Source organism: Pseudomonas sp. Pseusp49, from assembly GCF_059491875.1.
This window is the reverse complement of the sequence record NZ_CP168514.1, coordinates 4,651,919-4,666,446: the sequence shown is the minus strand read 5'-3', so window position 1 is coordinate 4,666,446 and position 14,528 is coordinate 4,651,919. Positions and strand designations below refer to the sequence as shown.

The window sequence follows — 14,528 nt, the reverse complement described above, 5'->3', positions numbered from 1 at the left end:
CCTCATCGCGAGCAAGCTCGCTCCCACAGGTTTTTCGGCGCTCTCAATACCAGATTTCAATTTCTTCACCGAGGTAGACCATGCCTGAAGCCTATATCGTCGACGCCCTGCGCACCCCCACCGGGCGGCGCAAGGGTGGTCTGAGCCAGATTCACGCCGCCGACCTGGGTGCGCATGTATTGCGCGCGTTGGTCGAGCGCAATGACATTCCCGACGAGGATTACGACGACGTGATCTTCGGCTGTGTCGATACCATCGGTCCGCTGGCCGGTGACATCGCCCGCACCAGTTGGCTGGCGGCCGGCCTGTCGCAATCGGTGCCGGGCACCACCATCGATCGCCAGTGCGGTTCGTCCCAGCAAGCGGTGCACTTCGCCGCCCAGGCGGTGATGAGCGGCACCCAGGACGTGGTCGTCGCCGGTGGCGTGCAGACCATGACCCAGATCCCGATTTCCTCGGCGATGATTGCCGCCGAGCCCTTGGGCTTCACCGATCCGTTCAGCGGCTCCGAAGGCTGGGTGCGGCGCTATGGCGCGCAACCGCCGACGCAGTTCCGTTCGGCGCAGATGATCGCGGAAAAGTGGGACCTGTCCCGGGCGCAGCTCGAAGCCTATTCGCTGGAGTCCCATCGACGGGCCCTGCAGGCCATCGAGCAAGGTCGTTTCAACCGCGAGATCGTGCCGTTGGCCGGTGTGCTGCATGACGAAACGCCGCGCCAGACCAGTCTGGAAAAAATGGCCGAGCTGGAATTCCTGTTCGGCTGCGACCGGGTCACTGCCGCGGTGTCGAGCCAGACCTGCGACGCGGCCAGCGCGATGCTGATTGTCTCGGAGGCGGCGCTCAAGCGTTACGGCCTAACGCCACGGGCCCGCATCCATCACCTGAGCGTGCGCGCCGAAGACCCGATCTGGATGCTCACCGCGCCGATTCCGGCCACCGCCTACGCGCTCAAGCGTGCGGGGATGAAACTGCAAGACATCGACCGGGTGGAGATCAACGAGGCCTTCGCTTCGGTGGCCATGGCCTGGCTCAAAGAGACCGGTTATCCCCACGACCAGACCAACGTCAACGGCGGCGCGATTGCCCTCGGCCATCCGCTGGGCGCCACCGGCACGCGTTTGATGTGCAGCCTGCTGCATGAGCTGGAGCGCAGCGGTGGCCGCTTCGGTTTGCAGACCATGTGCGAAGGCGGTGGGCAGGCCAATGTGACGATTATCGAGCGTTTGTGAGTTGACCTGATTCCAGGAAACACATCGATCCTGTGGGAGCTGGCTTGCCAGCGATGCAGGCGCCGCGGTGTATCAGGCGCACCGCAGTGATCCTATCGCTGGCAAGCCAGCTCCCACAGGTGATGTGTGTATTTGAGATGAAATTGAAGGAATACCCGCATGAAAATCTGTGAAAACCGCGTCGTGATCATCACCGGCGCTGGCGGTGGCCTGGGCCGGGCCTACGCGATGGCGTTCGCCGCCGAAGGCGCGAAGGTGGTGGTCAACGACATCAACCGCGAAGCGGCCCTGGCCGTGGTCGGCGAAATCCTCGGCCAGGGCGGCAGTGCCGTGGCCAACAGCGACGACATCACCCGATATGACTCGGCAGGGCTGATCGTGCGCCAGGCCATCGAAACCTTTGGCGACCTGAACGTGGTGGTCAACAACGCCGGCATCTGCCGCGACCGCATGTTCGCCAGCCTCAGCGAAGCCGACTGGGACGCCGTGGTGGCCGTGCACCTCAAGGGCCACTTCTGCATTTCCAGCCACGCCGTGAAGTACTGGCGTGAGCAGGCCAAGGGCGGTGCCAGAGTCGATGCGCGGATCATCAACACCAGTTCCGGCGCCGGTTTGCAGGGTTCCATTGGTCAGTCCAACTACGCGGCGGCCAAGGGCGGTATTGCCTCGCTGACGCTGGTGCAGGCGGCTGAGCTGCGTCGTTACGGGATCACCGCCAACGCCCTGGCGCCGGCCGCGCGGACCGGGATGACCGAGCAGGTGTTCGCCGACACCATGAAAAAGCCTGAAGAGGGCTTCGATTACTTCGCCCCGGAAAACGTCGCGCCGCTGGTGGTGTGGCTGGGTTCCGAGGCGTCCGCCGAGGTGACCGGGCAGATGTTCGAAGTCGAGGGCGGCAAGTTGTCGATCGCCGATGGTTGGCGCCGTGGCCCGCAACTGGATCGGCAGGGCCGCTGGGCGGTTGGCGAGATGGGCGATGCCGTCGCGCAACTGCTGACGCAAGCGGTCCCGGCGGCCAAAGTGTACGGCAGCTGAAAAAGACCGGTCTCGGGAGGACGGCACGCGGCTATAATCGGCCCCTGATGCTGATCACCTGTAGGAGCGAGCCTGCTCGCGATGGACTTCGGCGCAACGCGTTCATCCAGACAGAACGCGTTATCGTTCACGTCCATCGCGAGCGAGCTCGCTCCTACAGATGCACATGAACCACGTTCCTCCACACGAGACCTGCCATGACCATTTCCCTGTACGACGCTTCCGTGCCAGTTTTCCAGCAAATGCTCAATGCCCTGAGCGATGTACTGAAAAAGGCCGAGGCTCACGCCACCGAAAAAAACATCGACCCTAACGCTTTCCTGCAAGCGCGCCTGTTCCCGGACATGTTCCCGCTGGTGCGTCAGGTGCAGATCGCCGTTGATTTCGCCAAGGGCGTTTCTTCGCGTCTGGCTGAAGTTGAAGTGCCGAAGTACGACGACACCGAAACCACTTTCGCCGAACTGCAGGCACTGATCGCCAAGGTTTTGGCCTACATCGGCGAGTTCACGCCGGAGCAGATCAACGGCAAGGAAGGCATAGAGATCGTGACCCGTCCGGGCACGCCTAAAGAGAAGCGCTTCAGTGGCCAAGCCTACCTGCTGACCTACGGCCTGCCGCAGTTCTTCTTCCACGTCACCACCACTTACGCACTGCTGCGCCACAATGGCGTGGAAGTGGGCAAGCGCGACTACATGGGCGCGTTCTAAACCACCCAGGTACAAAAAAGCCCGCCAAGGTTTACGCCTTGGCGGGCTTTGTTTTACGTCAAAAGATCGCAGCCTGCGGCAGCTCCTACATGGGAACGGTGTACGCCCTGTAGGAGCTGCCGCAGGCTGCGATCTTTTGATTGTCAGGCCAGGCGCTCTTCACCCAGGCAAGCCGCCGCGGTGAACAGTACATCGGTGGACGAGTTCAGCGCGGTTTCCGCCGAGTCCTGCAACACGCCGATGATGAAACCGACCGCCACCACCTGCATGGCGATTTCGCTCGGGATGCCGAACAGGCTGCACGCCAGCGGAATCAGCAACAGCGAACCACCGGCTACACCCGAAGCGCCGCAGGCGCAAATCGCCGCGACCAAGCTCAGCAGGATCGCGGTCGGAATGTCCACGGCGATGCCCAGGGTGTGCACGGCCGCCAGGGTCAGCACGGTGATGGTGATCGCAGCACCCGCCATGTTGATGGTCGCGCCCAGCGGAATCGATACCGAGTAGGTGTCTTCGTGCAGGCCCAGGCGCTTGCTCAGTTCCAGGTTGACCGGAATGTTCGCCGCCGAACTGCGGGTGAAGAATGCGGTGATGCCGCTTTCGCGCAGGCAGGTCAGCACCAGCGGGTACGGGTTGCGGCGCAGTTTCCAGAACACGATGATCGGGTTCATCACCAGTGCCACGAACAGCATGCAGCCCAGCAGCACGGCCAGCAGGTGCGCATAGCCGATCAAGGCGCCGAAGCCGGAGGTGGCGAGGGTCGAGGCGACCAGGCCGAAGATCCCCAGCGGGGCGAAGCTGATCACCAGACGCACGATCACGGTCACGCCGTTGGACAGGTCGCCCAGCACTTCACGGGTAGTGTCGCCGGCATGGCGGATGGCGATACCCATGCCGATGGCCCACGCCAGAATGCCGATGAAATTGGCGTTCATCAGCGCGCTGACCGGATTGTCGACCACGCTCAGCAACAGGCTTTGCAGTACTTCGCCAATCCCGCCCGGTGCAGTGACTGCAACGTCCTGGGTCGACAGCACCAGGCTCGACGGAAACGCCATGCTGGCAACCACCGCGACCACGGCGGCGGCGAAAGTGCCGAGCAGATACAGGAACAGAATCGGCCGGATGTGGGTTTCCTGGCCGTGCTTGTGGTTGGCAATCGACGCCATGACCAGCACGAACACCAGAATCGGCGCGACGGCTTTCAGTGCCGAAACAAACACTTTGCCGATGAACGCCGTGGATTTGGCCACGTCGGGGGCAAACAGGGCCAGGGCAATACCGGCGATCAGGCCGATCACGATCTGCGTGACCAGGCTCAAGCGTTTAAGGCGGTGCAATAGAGAAGGGGATGAAGCAGTCATAAAACAGCATCTCTGATTTTTTATTAATGCATGGTTTCGCAGGTTTGCGGCAACAAACAGGGCAGGCCGCAGGCGGGAAACCGAGAAGGAAACACAGGGCTAATGCCAGCGCTGATTCCTGTGGCAAGGGAGCTTGCTCCCGCTGGGCAGCGAAGCGGCCCCAAAAAATGGGCCTGCTGCGCAGTCCAGCGGGAGCAAGCTCCCTCGCCACGGGGGCTCGGCTAACCGATCGGCATTAACCACAGGGTGTACTTTTTTCAGGGCGCGGACTTTATCACAGCGCAGGTACGATCCTTCAGACCTGTGACGAACTGACGCCCTGGTCTTCAACGCGAATTGCAGGTTCGTGCAACCGCATCCGAAAACACTCTGTTAAGATTCGCCATCCTCATTTTCATGTCTGCCAGTGGGCCTTCGGGCTATCGCTGGTGTCGTCGTTTTCTGGAGTTGTGCATGCGGTTGTTGCCCATTCTTCTGTTGTCTGCCGCCGGCTTCACGGTGCTTACCACGGAATTCATCATCGTTGGCCTGTTGCCGGCGATCGCCAGGGACCTGGAGGTCAGCATCCCGCAGGCCGGTTTGCTGGTGACCTTGTTTGCCTTTACCGTGGCCGCGTTCGGGCCGTTCCTCACCGCGTACTTCGCCCGCTTCGAGCGGCGCAAGCTGTTCATCTCGGTGCTGGTCCTGTTTGGCCTGGCCAATACACTGGCGGCGCTGGCGTCGAACATCTGGGTGATGGCGTTTGCCCGGTTGATCCCGGCGCTGGGGCTGCCGGTGTTCTGGGCGCTGGCCAGCGAGACAGCGGTGGACATCGTCGGGCCGGATTACGCCGGTCGCGCCATTGCCAAGATTGGCTTCGGCATCGTCTGCGCCACGGTGTTCGGCATTCCGGTGGGCACGCTGATTTCCGATGCGTTCGGCTGGCGCAGTGCCTTTGCGATTCTGGCGGTCATCGCCTTTGCCAAGGCGTTGCTGCTGTTTATCTATCTGCCCAGGACCAATCTGCACCAGCATCAGGTGAGCTTCCTGTCGCAGTTCAAGATCCTGCGCAGCCCGCTGATGCTCGGTCATGTGTTGTTGTCGGTGATCGTGTTCAGTGGCATGTTCACGGCCTATACCTATCTGGCCGACATCCTCGAGCGTCTGGCCGGCTTCAACGGCACCGTGGTCGGCTGGTGCCTGATGGGCTTCGGCGCGGTCGGGTTGATCGGCAACTCCCTGGGCGGCCGGGCGGTGGATCGGCATCCGTTGATGGCGTCGATGATGTTCTGCGCGTTCATGATTGCTGGCCTTGTGGCGCTGGTGCCGAATATCCATTCGCCGCTCGGTCTGGCGGCGGCGATGGGCATCTGGGGCGTGACTCAGGCGGCGTTGTTCCTGGTCAGCCATGTGCGCCTGATGAAAGCCGCGCCCGAAGCGCCGGCATTTGCCGCGTCGCTGAACATCGCCGGGGCCAACCTCGGCATCGGCCTGGGCGCGATGATCGGGGGCCGGGTGATCGACAGCGTCGGCCTGCAAGGCCTTGGCTTTGCCGCCGCCGCTTTCATTCTGGCTTCGATCCTGCTGGCCATCGCCCTGATGACGTTCAAGCCGCGCGAAGCGGCTACAGCGCTGTAAACAGCTCGCGTCGGGCACCTTCGGTAATCGCGACAATGCCGGGGTGCTTGACCTTGCGCTCCACTGAGATGGCATAGAACGACTCGCTCACCGCGTCGGTCTGGCCTATCACTTGCACGCCACACTGGCGTTGCACTTCATCGGCAATCACGCTCGGGCCGATGAAGATCCCGCTGCCGGATTGGCCGAAGGCCTGCATCAGGGCACTGTCGTCGAACTCGCCGACAATCTGTGGCTGGATCTGCTGCTCGGCGAACCAGCGCTGCAAACGGCTGCGCACCACGGTTTCCGGACCCGGAATCAGCAGGGGCGCACCGTGCAGGTTGCGCGGGAAGTCCTGACCGTAACGGGCCGCCAGCGTTGGGGTGGCGAAGAAGCTGATCCCGCACTCACCCAGTTTCTGGCTGTAACCCTTGATGTCCAGGTGCGACGGCATCGGGCTGTCTGAGATCACCAGGTCCAGGCGCTGGATCGCCAGGTCGGCCAACAAACGTTCAAGCTTGTCTTCGCGGCAGGTGATGCGCAGCGGTTCGCTCAGCTCCATTGTCGGGGCGATCAGGCGATAGACAATGGATTTGGGCACCACGTCGGCCACGCCGACACGAAACAGAATCTGCTGCTCATTGGGTTGTGCCCGCAGCATCAGTTCCAGTTCGCCACCCAGCTGGAACATTTGTTCGGCATAGGGCAGTGCCTGGCGTCCGGCCTCGGTCAGTTCGAGTTGCCGTCCGACGCGCCGAAACAACTCGATGCCGAAGGTCTGTTCCAGCAATGAAATCTGCCCGCTGATGGTTTGTGGCGTGAGGTTCAGCTGTTCGCAGGCGCGCACGATGCTGCCGGTCTTGGCCACCACCCAGAAATAATGCAGTTGTCGATAATTCAACATAGGTACGTAGTCCCGGTAGGAGCTGCCGAAGGCTGCGATCTTTTGATTTGAAAGATCGCAGCCTTCGGCAGCTCCTACACAAAAGCAAGAAGGTATGAGTTCGTGAAAATCGAAGTATATACCGCAAAAATACGAATTTTCCTGAAGTGTTTGCTTCCCTAGAATGCATCGCTATCAACGGGCCATCGTTTCGGTCCCGTTCGTTCTATCGAGGGAGCATCATGAAAATTAAAGCCACGGCGCTGTTGATCACATCTTTACTGGTATTGGCCGGTTGCGACCAGGCCGAGAAAAGCGCGCAACAGTTGATGGGCAAGGCCGCCGAAAGCGCCAAACAGGCGATTGACGATACCCACAAGGCCGCCGAACAGGCGCTCAGCGATGCCACCGGCGGGTTGATCAGCAAAAAAGAATCATCGGAAAAAGAATCGGAAAAAACCGAATCTTCCTCCCAGGAAATCTAAACCGTATTACAACGAGTCAGGACTGACCCATGGACTACCTTTTACAACTTGCCGCCAGCCCCACTGCCTGGGTTGCCCTGGCCACCCTGGTGGTGATGGAAATCGTGCTCGGCATCGATAACCTGATCTTCATTTCGATCCTGACCAACAAGCTGCCGGAGCAACACCGGCAGAAGGCGCGGCGCATCGGTATCGGCATGGCGCTGATCCTGCGATTGGGCCTACTGAGCACCATCGCGTTCATCGTCCAGTTGACCGCTCCGGTGATCGAGATTCTCGGCCACGCGTTTTCCTGGAAAGACATGATCCTGATTGCCGGTGGCCTGTTCCTGTTGTGGAAGGCGACCACCGAGATCCATCACAGCATGGACCCGGCGCCGGATGATCCGACGTCGAAGACATCCACCGTGACCTTGGGCTTTGCTGCCGCGATCGGCCAGATCCTGATGCTGGACATGGTGTTTTCCATCGACAGCATCATTACCGCTGTCGGCATGACCGAGCATTTGCCGATCATGATCATCGCGGTAGTGGTGTCGGTGCTGGTGATGTTGTTTGCGGCTGATCCGCTGGCCAAGTTCATCAACGACAACCCGACGGTGGTGATGTTGGCCCTGGGCTTCCTGATCATGATCGGCATGACCCTGATCGCCGAAGGCTTTGGCGCCCATGTACCGAAAGGCTACGTCTATGCGGCCATGGCATTCTCTGCTTCGATCGAGGTGTTGAACATGATGTCCCGTCGGGCCCGGCAGAAGCGGGTAGCCACTGAAGCCTGACCGCCGCTAAAACGAAACGCCTGAACACCTTGTAGGAGCTGCCGCAGGCTGCGATCTTTTGATCTTCTGGAAAAAAGATCGCAGCCTGCGGCAGCTCCTACAGATGTGTTCAGGCGTTTTTGTTTGTAATGCAGGTCAGTGGGCGCTGGCGTGTCGGCGGGTTGCCTTGGCGGGTTTTGCAGGTTGAACGGGAGGGTGGTGGTGGCGGCGAGTGATGCGCAGCACACCCCACAGCATGGCGGCGGCTACCGCCAGCCAGCTGCCAATCAACATCGCAAGGATCATGGTCAGGCTCATCTGCGCCTCCTCTTTGCCCTGCTGCGGGCACACACGCTTCACTGTCGTCTCTTTAGAACACAGTCTAGCCGTTACTGCATTTCAGACTATTGACCGAAAGTCGGCAGTCACCAACCAGTTCGCTCTATCGAATGCACTCGTCTGCCGTTTAAAGCTATACCCGGGCAGCGCGGCGACCTATGATCGACGACCGAGCCGGGAATGGGATTGCCTGGCGTCTGAACCTGAACAAGAGAGAGCTGATGGTGCGGGTATTTTCTCGAATTTTGTCGGCCATGCTGATGGCCGGTTGCGTGGCAAGTCTGGCGGGCTGCGCCGGGAGTGTTGCGCCCGAGATCAAGCGTTTGCCGGAGCGAGTCGAACTCAGCGGCCGATTCTACCGGGGCGACGCGTATCAAAGCGGGCCGCAGGTGCTGGCCAGCATGCTGTCCCAGCAGGGCATCGTGATCACCCCGGGCTTGCTCGAAAAGCCCTTGCATTTGCCGGGGGGCGAAGCGCAGTTGCAACAGAACATGCAGAACCTGGCCCGCGAGTACGGGATGGTGGTTTATCCCCTCGACAGCAACCTTGCGGCCTTGTTGACGCAGGTCGCCGCCGGTTTTCCGGTGATGGTGCGCTTCACCGAGGGCTCGGCGATGTGGGCCGAACCGCGTTACGCCATTCTGGCCGGCTACAACCGCCAGAAGCAGACGGTCCTTTTGCGTGCAGGGATGGATCGCCGCGAACTGATGAGCTTCAGTGCCTTCGAGTCGGCCTTCAAGGACGCCGGTGGCTGGGCCGTGCTGATCCAGAATCCGACGCAAATCCCCTCTCAGGTCGATCAGCAGCGCTGGCTCAAGGCTGCCAACGATCTGGCTCAGGCCGGTCAGGAGCAGGCTGCCGCGAAGGCTAAAAAGGCCTTGGCCGCCCACTGAGTCCGTTGGTCACCCGGCGGGCACCATCGCTCGCCGCCAGCCTCTGATCTTCAAGGGCCCGGATCATTGTTCCAGGCCGAGATCAGGAGGCACCCATGGCTCACACCACAACGCCCGTCGGTCCGCACTCGTCTGAACATTCCTCTGGCGATGAGCTGGGTTTCGATCCCGATTCCCCGGACCTTGCCGATCCTCAGGTCGACCCGATCGGGCCCGCCAAGGCACCGAGGGATGTAAAGCCGGGTGACAACCCCAAGGCTCCGGCCAAGCCCTACGATCCACTGGGTGATCTGAAACATTAGGTCCAATGGAGGTGTGTATGTCTACCGATTCCAGTTTCGACGACAAACGTCCTGAAACAGTCCCCACGACTCCCGAGCAAAGCACTGACCCGGTGATGGATCCGGACAGCCCGTTGCGCGATCCCCTGGCGCGGCCAACAGTGGTGCCCACTGAAAAGCCGAAGGGTTGGAGAGATCCAAGTACCGGCGACGGCATCCCGGATGACGACCAGATGCCGCTGCCCAACGACTGAGTAGCCGCCACCTGTAGGAGCTGCCGAAGGCTCGGGCCGCGTTCGGACGATCTTTTGATCTTGCTTTTAAAAGATCAAGGTCAAAAGATCGCAGCCTTCGGCAGCTCCTACAGATTGAAGTACCAAAAAAAGCCCCGAGTGATCGGGGCTTTTTCATGGGTCTGCAGCAAGGTTACTTCGACGCTTCAACCACGCCGGTCTGCCGCTGCTTGAGGTTCTTGTCTGCCTTGTACTGCAAGGCTACGGAAGGCACCTCCGCGCTCTTTCCGCTCTCTACCCAATTACGCATGCGCGTGGCATCGGCAAAATGGGTGTACTTGCCATAGGCGTCAAGAATCACCAGGGCCACCGGGCGGTTACTCATTCGGGTCACCAGCACCAGGCAGTGGCCTGCTTCGTTGGTGAAACCGGTTTTTGTCAGCTGGATGTCCCAGTCCGGCTTGCGGACCAAATGGTCGGTGTTGCGGAAACCCAGGCTGTAGTTCGGTTTACGGAACGAAACGGTCTTTTCCTTGGTTGTACTCAGCTCGGTCAGCAACGGGTACTTGTGCGCGGCGATCAACAGCTTGCTCAGGTCGCGAGCAGTGGACACGTTGCGCGGGGAGAGACCGGTTGGTTCGACGAAATGCGTGTTGGTCATGCCCAGTGCCCGGGCCTTGGCGTTCATGGCCGCGATGAACGCGGCATAGCCGCCCGGATAGTGGTGCGCCAGCGTCGCGGCGGCGCGGTTTTCCGAGGACATCAGGGCAATCAGCAGCATTTCCCGGCGCGGCAGCTCGCTGCGCAGCTTGACCCGGGAGTACACGCCTTTCATTTCCGGTGTGTCGCTGATGTTGACGTCGATGAATTCGTCCATGTTCTGCCGGGATTCAACCACGACCAGGCCGGTCATCAACTTGCTGACGGAGGCGATTGGCACCACCACGTCAGGGTTGCTGGCATAGATGACTTTGTTGGTCTGCATGTCCAGCAGCAGGGAGCTGCCGGAAGCGAGCTTGAGTGTCTTCGTGTCTCGCGGCGCTGCGGTGGTCTCGTCAGCACTGGCGAGGGGCGTGAGGAAAGTCCCTGTTACTGCAAAAAATAGGCTCAGGATGGAAAGACGGATTTTCACGCTGGCAGACTCACAAAGTGTTGATAAGCCGTTTTGTAACGGGCTATTTCTTAAAAAGCGCGACATTCTGGAGTATGGCTGAATAACTGTCGATGGTTGTTCAAACAACAGGCGAAAGTCCTGAGAAACATGAAAAAAATGTCATTTTCCGTCGGATGGTCCAGCGTGTGTTGCAGGCAAAAAAAACCCCGCCAAGGGCGGGGCTCTTCGATTCGCTGACAGCGTCTGCGGTGAAACTCAGCTGTGCAGGGTTTCAGCGGCGTACAGGGTGTTTTCCAGCAGGCAGGCACGGGTCATCGGGCCAACGCCGCCTGGCACCGGAGTGATCCAGCCGGCGCGGGGCAGGGCGGTTTCGTAGATCACGTCACCGACCAGCTTGCCATCGTCCTGGCGGTTGATGCCGACATCGATCACGATCGCGCCTTCCTTGATCCATTCGCCCTTGACCAGGCCCGGCTTGCCGGCGGCGACGACGACCAGGTCCGCACGACCGACATGCCCGGCCAGGTCCTTGGTAAAACGGTGGGTGACGGTCACGGTGCAACCGGCCAGCAGCAACTCCATCGCCATCGGGCGGCCAACGATATTGGACGCACCGACGACCACGGCATTCATCCCGTAGAGATCGACCCCGGTGCTTTCCAGCAGGGTCATGATGCCTTTGGGGGTGCATGGGCGCAGCAGCGGGATACGCTGGGCCAGGCGACCGACGTTATAAGGATGGAAGCCGTCGACGTCTTTGTCCGGACGAATGCGCTCCAGCAGTCTGGAGGCGTCCAGGTGTTCGGGAAGCGGAAGCTGGAGCAGAACGCCGTCGATCGCGGGATCGTCGTTCAGGCGATCGATCAGCTCGGTCAGCGCTTCTTGAGTGGTTTCGGAAGGCAGGTCATAAGCTTGGGACAGAAAGCCGACCTCTTCACAGTCTTTACGCTTGTGCGAGACATAAACCTGAGAGGCAGGATCGCTACCGACCAGGATCACCGCGAGGCCGGGCGTGCGCAGGCCTTGCTGGCGACGCTCGGTGACACGTTGGGCGATCTGCTGGCGCAGGCTGGCGGCGATCGATTTGCCGTCGATTAGTTGTGCAGTCATTGCGCGTGATTAACCATCGAGAGGGGAAAAAAAGAGAACGCATTCTCGCATGTCATGCGGTGAGGGCAAAGGCGCTTGGTCTGCAAATTCCCCTAACTCCTTTAATTAAATGAATTTTTTTTAAAAAGGATTTGACGACCTTCGGGTGGCTCTATACTATTCGTCGCACTTGTCGGGCACAGCCTAGCACTGGTTAGGAAGGTTGAGCGGGATTACGATTCTGCAAGACTGGAAAGCACTTAGTTTGTAGTCCTCCAAGGGTACAGCTAACAAGGCGCCCGTAGCTCAGCTGGATAGAGCATCCGCCTTCTAAGCGGATGGTCGCAGGTTCGAGTCCTGCCGGGTGCGCCATTAGGCAGCTTTGGCACAAGTAACGCGATATGGTGGGCGTAGCTCAGTTGGTAGAGCACGGGATTGTGACTCCCGTTGTCGTGGGTTCGATCCCCATCGTCCACCCCATATTTCGAAAGGCGCCAGATTAACAGTCTGGCGCCTTTGCTTTAACGGCTTCATCCGCGGATGTGGTGGAATTGGTAGACACACTGGATTTAGGTTCCAGCGCCGCGAGGCGTAAGAGTTCGAGTCTCTTCATCCGCACCAAATAAAGCTTCACTCAGGCTGTTGGCCTGGCTGGAGCTTGATAAAGAAGTTTGTTTGGCTTCTTTAACAGGCAATATGGTGGGCGTAGCTCAGTTGGTAGAGCACGGGATTGTGACTCCCGTTGTCGTGGGTTCGATCCCCATCGTCCACCCCATATTTCGAAAGGCGCCAGATTGAAAAGTCTGGCGCCTTTTTTGTTTCAGCGGCCGCAGGTTCCGGGTCGCAGGGGCGGGGCGTTTCGTCGTATTTATGTTTCTCGATGATGCTGTCCTGTCCGCCGGTCCTGCTTGCGAGATCGGCTGTCAGGGAGATGATTGGCGACCTCTTCCATATAGGAACGGTCGGCGCAGAGCCCTGGCGTGATTGGTTGTATTTGCCATCGGGGCGAGGTGCATTCGTGCATTCGCACCTATAAATTGCCTGCTGCTTTTTTACCCGTTTTCAGTAGGGTGACTTCTTGAGTTTGACCCACTAGAATGCATGCCCTTGATTCTGGGGTCGGAAACGGCCGGCTAACGTCTGTGCAACGAGGAATATCCATGCAAGTTTCTGTTGAAAATACTACTGCTCTTGAGCGCCGCATGAGCGTCACCGTGCCGGCTGAGCGCATCGAGAGCCAGGTCAACAAGCGTCTGCAGCAGACCGCCCAAAAGGCCAAGATTGCTGGCTTCCGTCCAGGCAAAGTGCCAATGAGCGAAATCAAGCGCCGTTTCGGTGCTGACGCTCGCCAGGAAGCTGTAGGCGACGTGATCCAGTCTTCTTTCTATGAGGCTGTGGTTGAGCAGAAGCTGAACCCGGCTGGTCAGCCTTCGATCGAGCCAAAATCCCTGGAAGCGGGCAAGGACCTGGAATACGTAGCTGTATTCGAAGTGTTCCCTGAGTTCACCGTTGCCGGTTTTGACGGTATCGCTGTCGAGCGTCTGAGCGCTGACGTGACTGACGCCGATCTGGACAAGATGCTGGAAATCCTGCGCAAGCAGAACACCCGTTTCGAAGTGGCCGATCGCGCTGCCCAGAACGAAGATCAGTTGAACATCGATTTCGTCGGCAAGGTCGACGGTGAAGTGTTCGCTGGCGGTTCCGCCAAGGGTACCCAGCTGGTTCTGGGTTCCGGCCGCATGATCCCTGGTTTCGAAGATGGCCTGGTTGGCGCCAAGGCCGGTGAAGAACGCGTTCTGAACCTGACTTTCCCAGAGGACTATCAGAACCTGGACCTGGCTGGCAAAACCGCCGAGTTCACCGTGACCGTCAACACCGTTTCCGAGCCAAAACTGCCAGAACTGACTGAAGAGTTCTTCGCTCAATTCGGCATCAAGGAAACCGGTCTGGAAGGCTTCCGCGCCGAAGTTCGCAAGAACATGGAGCGTGAGCTGCGTCAGGCGATCAAATCCAAGGTCAAGAATCAGGTAATGGACGGTCTGCTGGCCACCAACCCGATCGAAGTGCCAAAGGCTCTGCTGTCCAACGAAGTTGACCGTCTGCGCGTGCAGGCTGTCCAGCAGTTCGGCGGCAACATCAAGCCTGACCAACTGCCGGCCGAGCTGTTCGAAGAGCAAGCCAAGCGCCGCGTAGTGCTGGGCCTGATCGTCGCTGAAGTGGTCAAGCAATTCGACCTCAAGCCAGACGAAACCCGCGTTCGCGAGATGATTCAGGAAATGGCTTCGGCCTACCAGGAGCCTGAGCAAGTTGTGTCCTGGTACTACAAAAACGACCAGCAACTGAACGAAGTTCGTTCGGTTGTGCTGGAAGAGCAAGTTGTGGATACTGTTCTGCAGAAAGCTAGCGTGACCGACAAATCGGTCTCTTACGAAGAAGCGGTCAAGCCGGTAGAAGCACCACAAGCCGACTGATCACTTTTGCGGTAAGAAGCAAACACCATAAGCCAGCCTTCGTGCTGG

At 59.6% G+C, this 14,528-nt stretch carries 15 protein-coding genes and 4 tRNA genes; 14 read left to right on the top strand and 5 right to left on the bottom strand.

Annotation, left to right across the window (positions count from 1 at the left end; all coding sequences use genetic code 11):
* The first annotated feature begins 80 nt into the window (after positions 1-80).
* The 3 genes from ACEN83_RS20805 to ACEN83_RS20795 all read left to right on the top strand — a co-directional run bounded on the left by ACEN83_RS20805 (position 81) and on the right by ACEN83_RS20795 (position 2,971).
* A complete protein-coding gene (locus ACEN83_RS20805; RefSeq protein ID WP_495578275.1) occupies positions 81-1,229 on the top strand; it encodes an acetyl-CoA C-acetyltransferase in 1,149 nt (382 codons plus the stop codon).
* Positions 1,230-1,388: 159 nt separating this feature from the next.
* The gene (locus ACEN83_RS20800) at positions 1,389-2,264 is read left to right on the top strand and encodes an SDR family oxidoreductase (RefSeq protein ID WP_116581273.1); all 876 of its coding nucleotides are present in this window, start codon (positions 1,389-1,391) and stop codon (positions 2,262-2,264) included.
* Between the two features lie 197 nt (positions 2,265-2,461).
* The gene (locus ACEN83_RS20795; protein ID WP_116581274.1) at positions 2,462-2,971 is read left to right on the top strand and encodes a DUF1993 domain-containing protein; all 510 of its coding nucleotides are present in this window, start codon (positions 2,462-2,464) and stop codon (positions 2,969-2,971) included.
* A gap of 143 nt (positions 2,972-3,114) precedes the next feature.
* Here the strand turns inward: ACEN83_RS20795 and sstT are convergent, their stop codons facing one another.
* Entirely contained in the window at positions 3,115-4,335 is a 1,221-nt protein-coding gene (sstT, locus tag ACEN83_RS20790; protein ID WP_495578274.1) for a serine/threonine transporter SstT, read from the bottom strand.
* Positions 4,336-4,788: 453 nt separating this feature from the next.
* Between sstT and ACEN83_RS20785 the strand changes: the two genes are divergently transcribed.
* Positions 4,789-5,952, top strand: a complete 1,164-nt coding sequence (locus tag ACEN83_RS20785; protein ID WP_495578273.1) for an MFS transporter — start codon at positions 4,789-4,791, stop codon at positions 5,950-5,952.
* Here ACEN83_RS20785 and nhaR read toward each other — a convergent pair.
* The gene (nhaR, locus tag ACEN83_RS20780; RefSeq protein WP_495578272.1) at positions 5,939-6,838 is read right to left on the bottom strand and encodes a transcriptional activator NhaR; all 900 of its coding nucleotides are present in this window, start codon (positions 6,836-6,838) and stop codon (positions 5,939-5,941) included. The two genes, ACEN83_RS20785 and nhaR, sit on opposite strands and share 14 nt — an antisense overlap.
* 221 nt (positions 6,839-7,059) lie before the next feature.
* Between nhaR and ACEN83_RS20775 the strand changes: the two genes are divergently transcribed.
* On the top strand, positions 7,060-7,302 hold the full coding sequence (locus ACEN83_RS20775; protein WP_102702184.1) for a hypothetical protein: 243 nt from the start codon (positions 7,060-7,062) through the stop codon (positions 7,300-7,302).
* A 29-nt stretch (positions 7,303-7,331) separates the two neighbouring features.
* Positions 7,332-8,081 carry a TerC family protein gene (locus ACEN83_RS20770; RefSeq protein ID WP_493725123.1) on the top strand — a complete coding sequence of 250 codons (750 nt, stop codon included), beginning with the start codon at positions 7,332-7,334 and terminating at the stop codon, positions 8,079-8,081.
* A 135-nt stretch (positions 8,082-8,216) separates the two neighbouring features.
* On the opposite strand, the gene ACEN83_RS20765 is transcribed toward ACEN83_RS20770, so the two are convergent.
* The gene (locus ACEN83_RS20765) at positions 8,217-8,378 is read right to left on the bottom strand and encodes a hypothetical protein (RefSeq protein ID WP_495578271.1); all 162 of its coding nucleotides are present in this window, start codon (positions 8,376-8,378) and stop codon (positions 8,217-8,219) included.
* 179 nt (positions 8,379-8,557) lie between these two features.
* Here ACEN83_RS20765 and ACEN83_RS20760 point away from each other — a divergent pair, with 179 nt between their 5' ends.
* The 3 genes from ACEN83_RS20760 to ACEN83_RS20750 all read left to right on the top strand — a co-directional run bounded on the left by ACEN83_RS20760 (position 8,558) and on the right by ACEN83_RS20750 (position 9,827).
* Positions 8,558-9,292 (top strand): C39 family peptidase, encoded by a 735-nt coding sequence (locus ACEN83_RS20760; protein WP_495578270.1) that lies wholly within the window; start codon positions 8,558-8,560, stop codon positions 9,290-9,292.
* 95 nt (positions 9,293-9,387) lie between these two features.
* The gene (locus tag ACEN83_RS20755; protein ID WP_495578269.1) at positions 9,388-9,594 is read left to right on the top strand and encodes a DUF6021 family protein; all 207 of its coding nucleotides are present in this window, start codon (positions 9,388-9,390) and stop codon (positions 9,592-9,594) included.
* 17 nt (positions 9,595-9,611) lie between these two features.
* Complete coding sequence (locus ACEN83_RS20750; RefSeq protein ID WP_007977127.1) at positions 9,612-9,827, top strand: hypothetical protein; 216 nt, start codon at positions 9,612-9,614, stop codon at positions 9,825-9,827.
* Positions 9,828-9,999: 172 nt separating this feature from the next.
* On the opposite strand, the gene pbpG is transcribed toward ACEN83_RS20750, so the two are convergent.
* Together pbpG and folD are read right to left on the bottom strand one after the other, a co-directional pair.
* Complete coding sequence (gene pbpG / locus ACEN83_RS20745) at positions 10,000-10,938, bottom strand: D-alanyl-D-alanine endopeptidase (protein ID WP_495578268.1); 939 nt, start codon at positions 10,936-10,938, stop codon at positions 10,000-10,002.
* Between the two features lie 237 nt (positions 10,939-11,175).
* The gene (folD, locus tag ACEN83_RS20740) at positions 11,176-12,030 is read right to left on the bottom strand and encodes a bifunctional methylenetetrahydrofolate dehydrogenase/methenyltetrahydrofolate cyclohydrolase FolD (protein WP_008001570.1); all 855 of its coding nucleotides are present in this window, start codon (positions 12,028-12,030) and stop codon (positions 11,176-11,178) included.
* Positions 12,031-12,304: 274 nt separating this feature from the next.
* Here folD and ACEN83_RS20735 point away from each other — a divergent pair.
* The 5 genes from ACEN83_RS20735 to tig all read left to right on the top strand — a co-directional run bounded on the left by ACEN83_RS20735 (position 12,305) and on the right by tig (position 14,480).
* A tRNA-Arg gene (locus tag ACEN83_RS20735) sits at positions 12,305-12,381 on the top strand.
* A gap of 32 nt (positions 12,382-12,413) precedes the next feature.
* A tRNA-His gene (locus ACEN83_RS20730) sits at positions 12,414-12,489 on the top strand.
* Between the two features lie 56 nt (positions 12,490-12,545).
* A tRNA-Leu gene (locus tag ACEN83_RS20725) sits at positions 12,546-12,630 on the top strand.
* A gap of 78 nt (positions 12,631-12,708) precedes the next feature.
* Positions 12,709-12,784: transfer RNA gene (locus tag ACEN83_RS20720), tRNA-His, on the top strand.
* A 385-nt stretch (positions 12,785-13,169) separates the two neighbouring features.
* Complete coding sequence (gene tig, locus ACEN83_RS20715; RefSeq protein WP_102702178.1) at positions 13,170-14,480, top strand: trigger factor; 1,311 nt, start codon at positions 13,170-13,172, stop codon at positions 14,478-14,480.
* Positions 14,481-14,528: the final 48 nt, after the last annotated feature.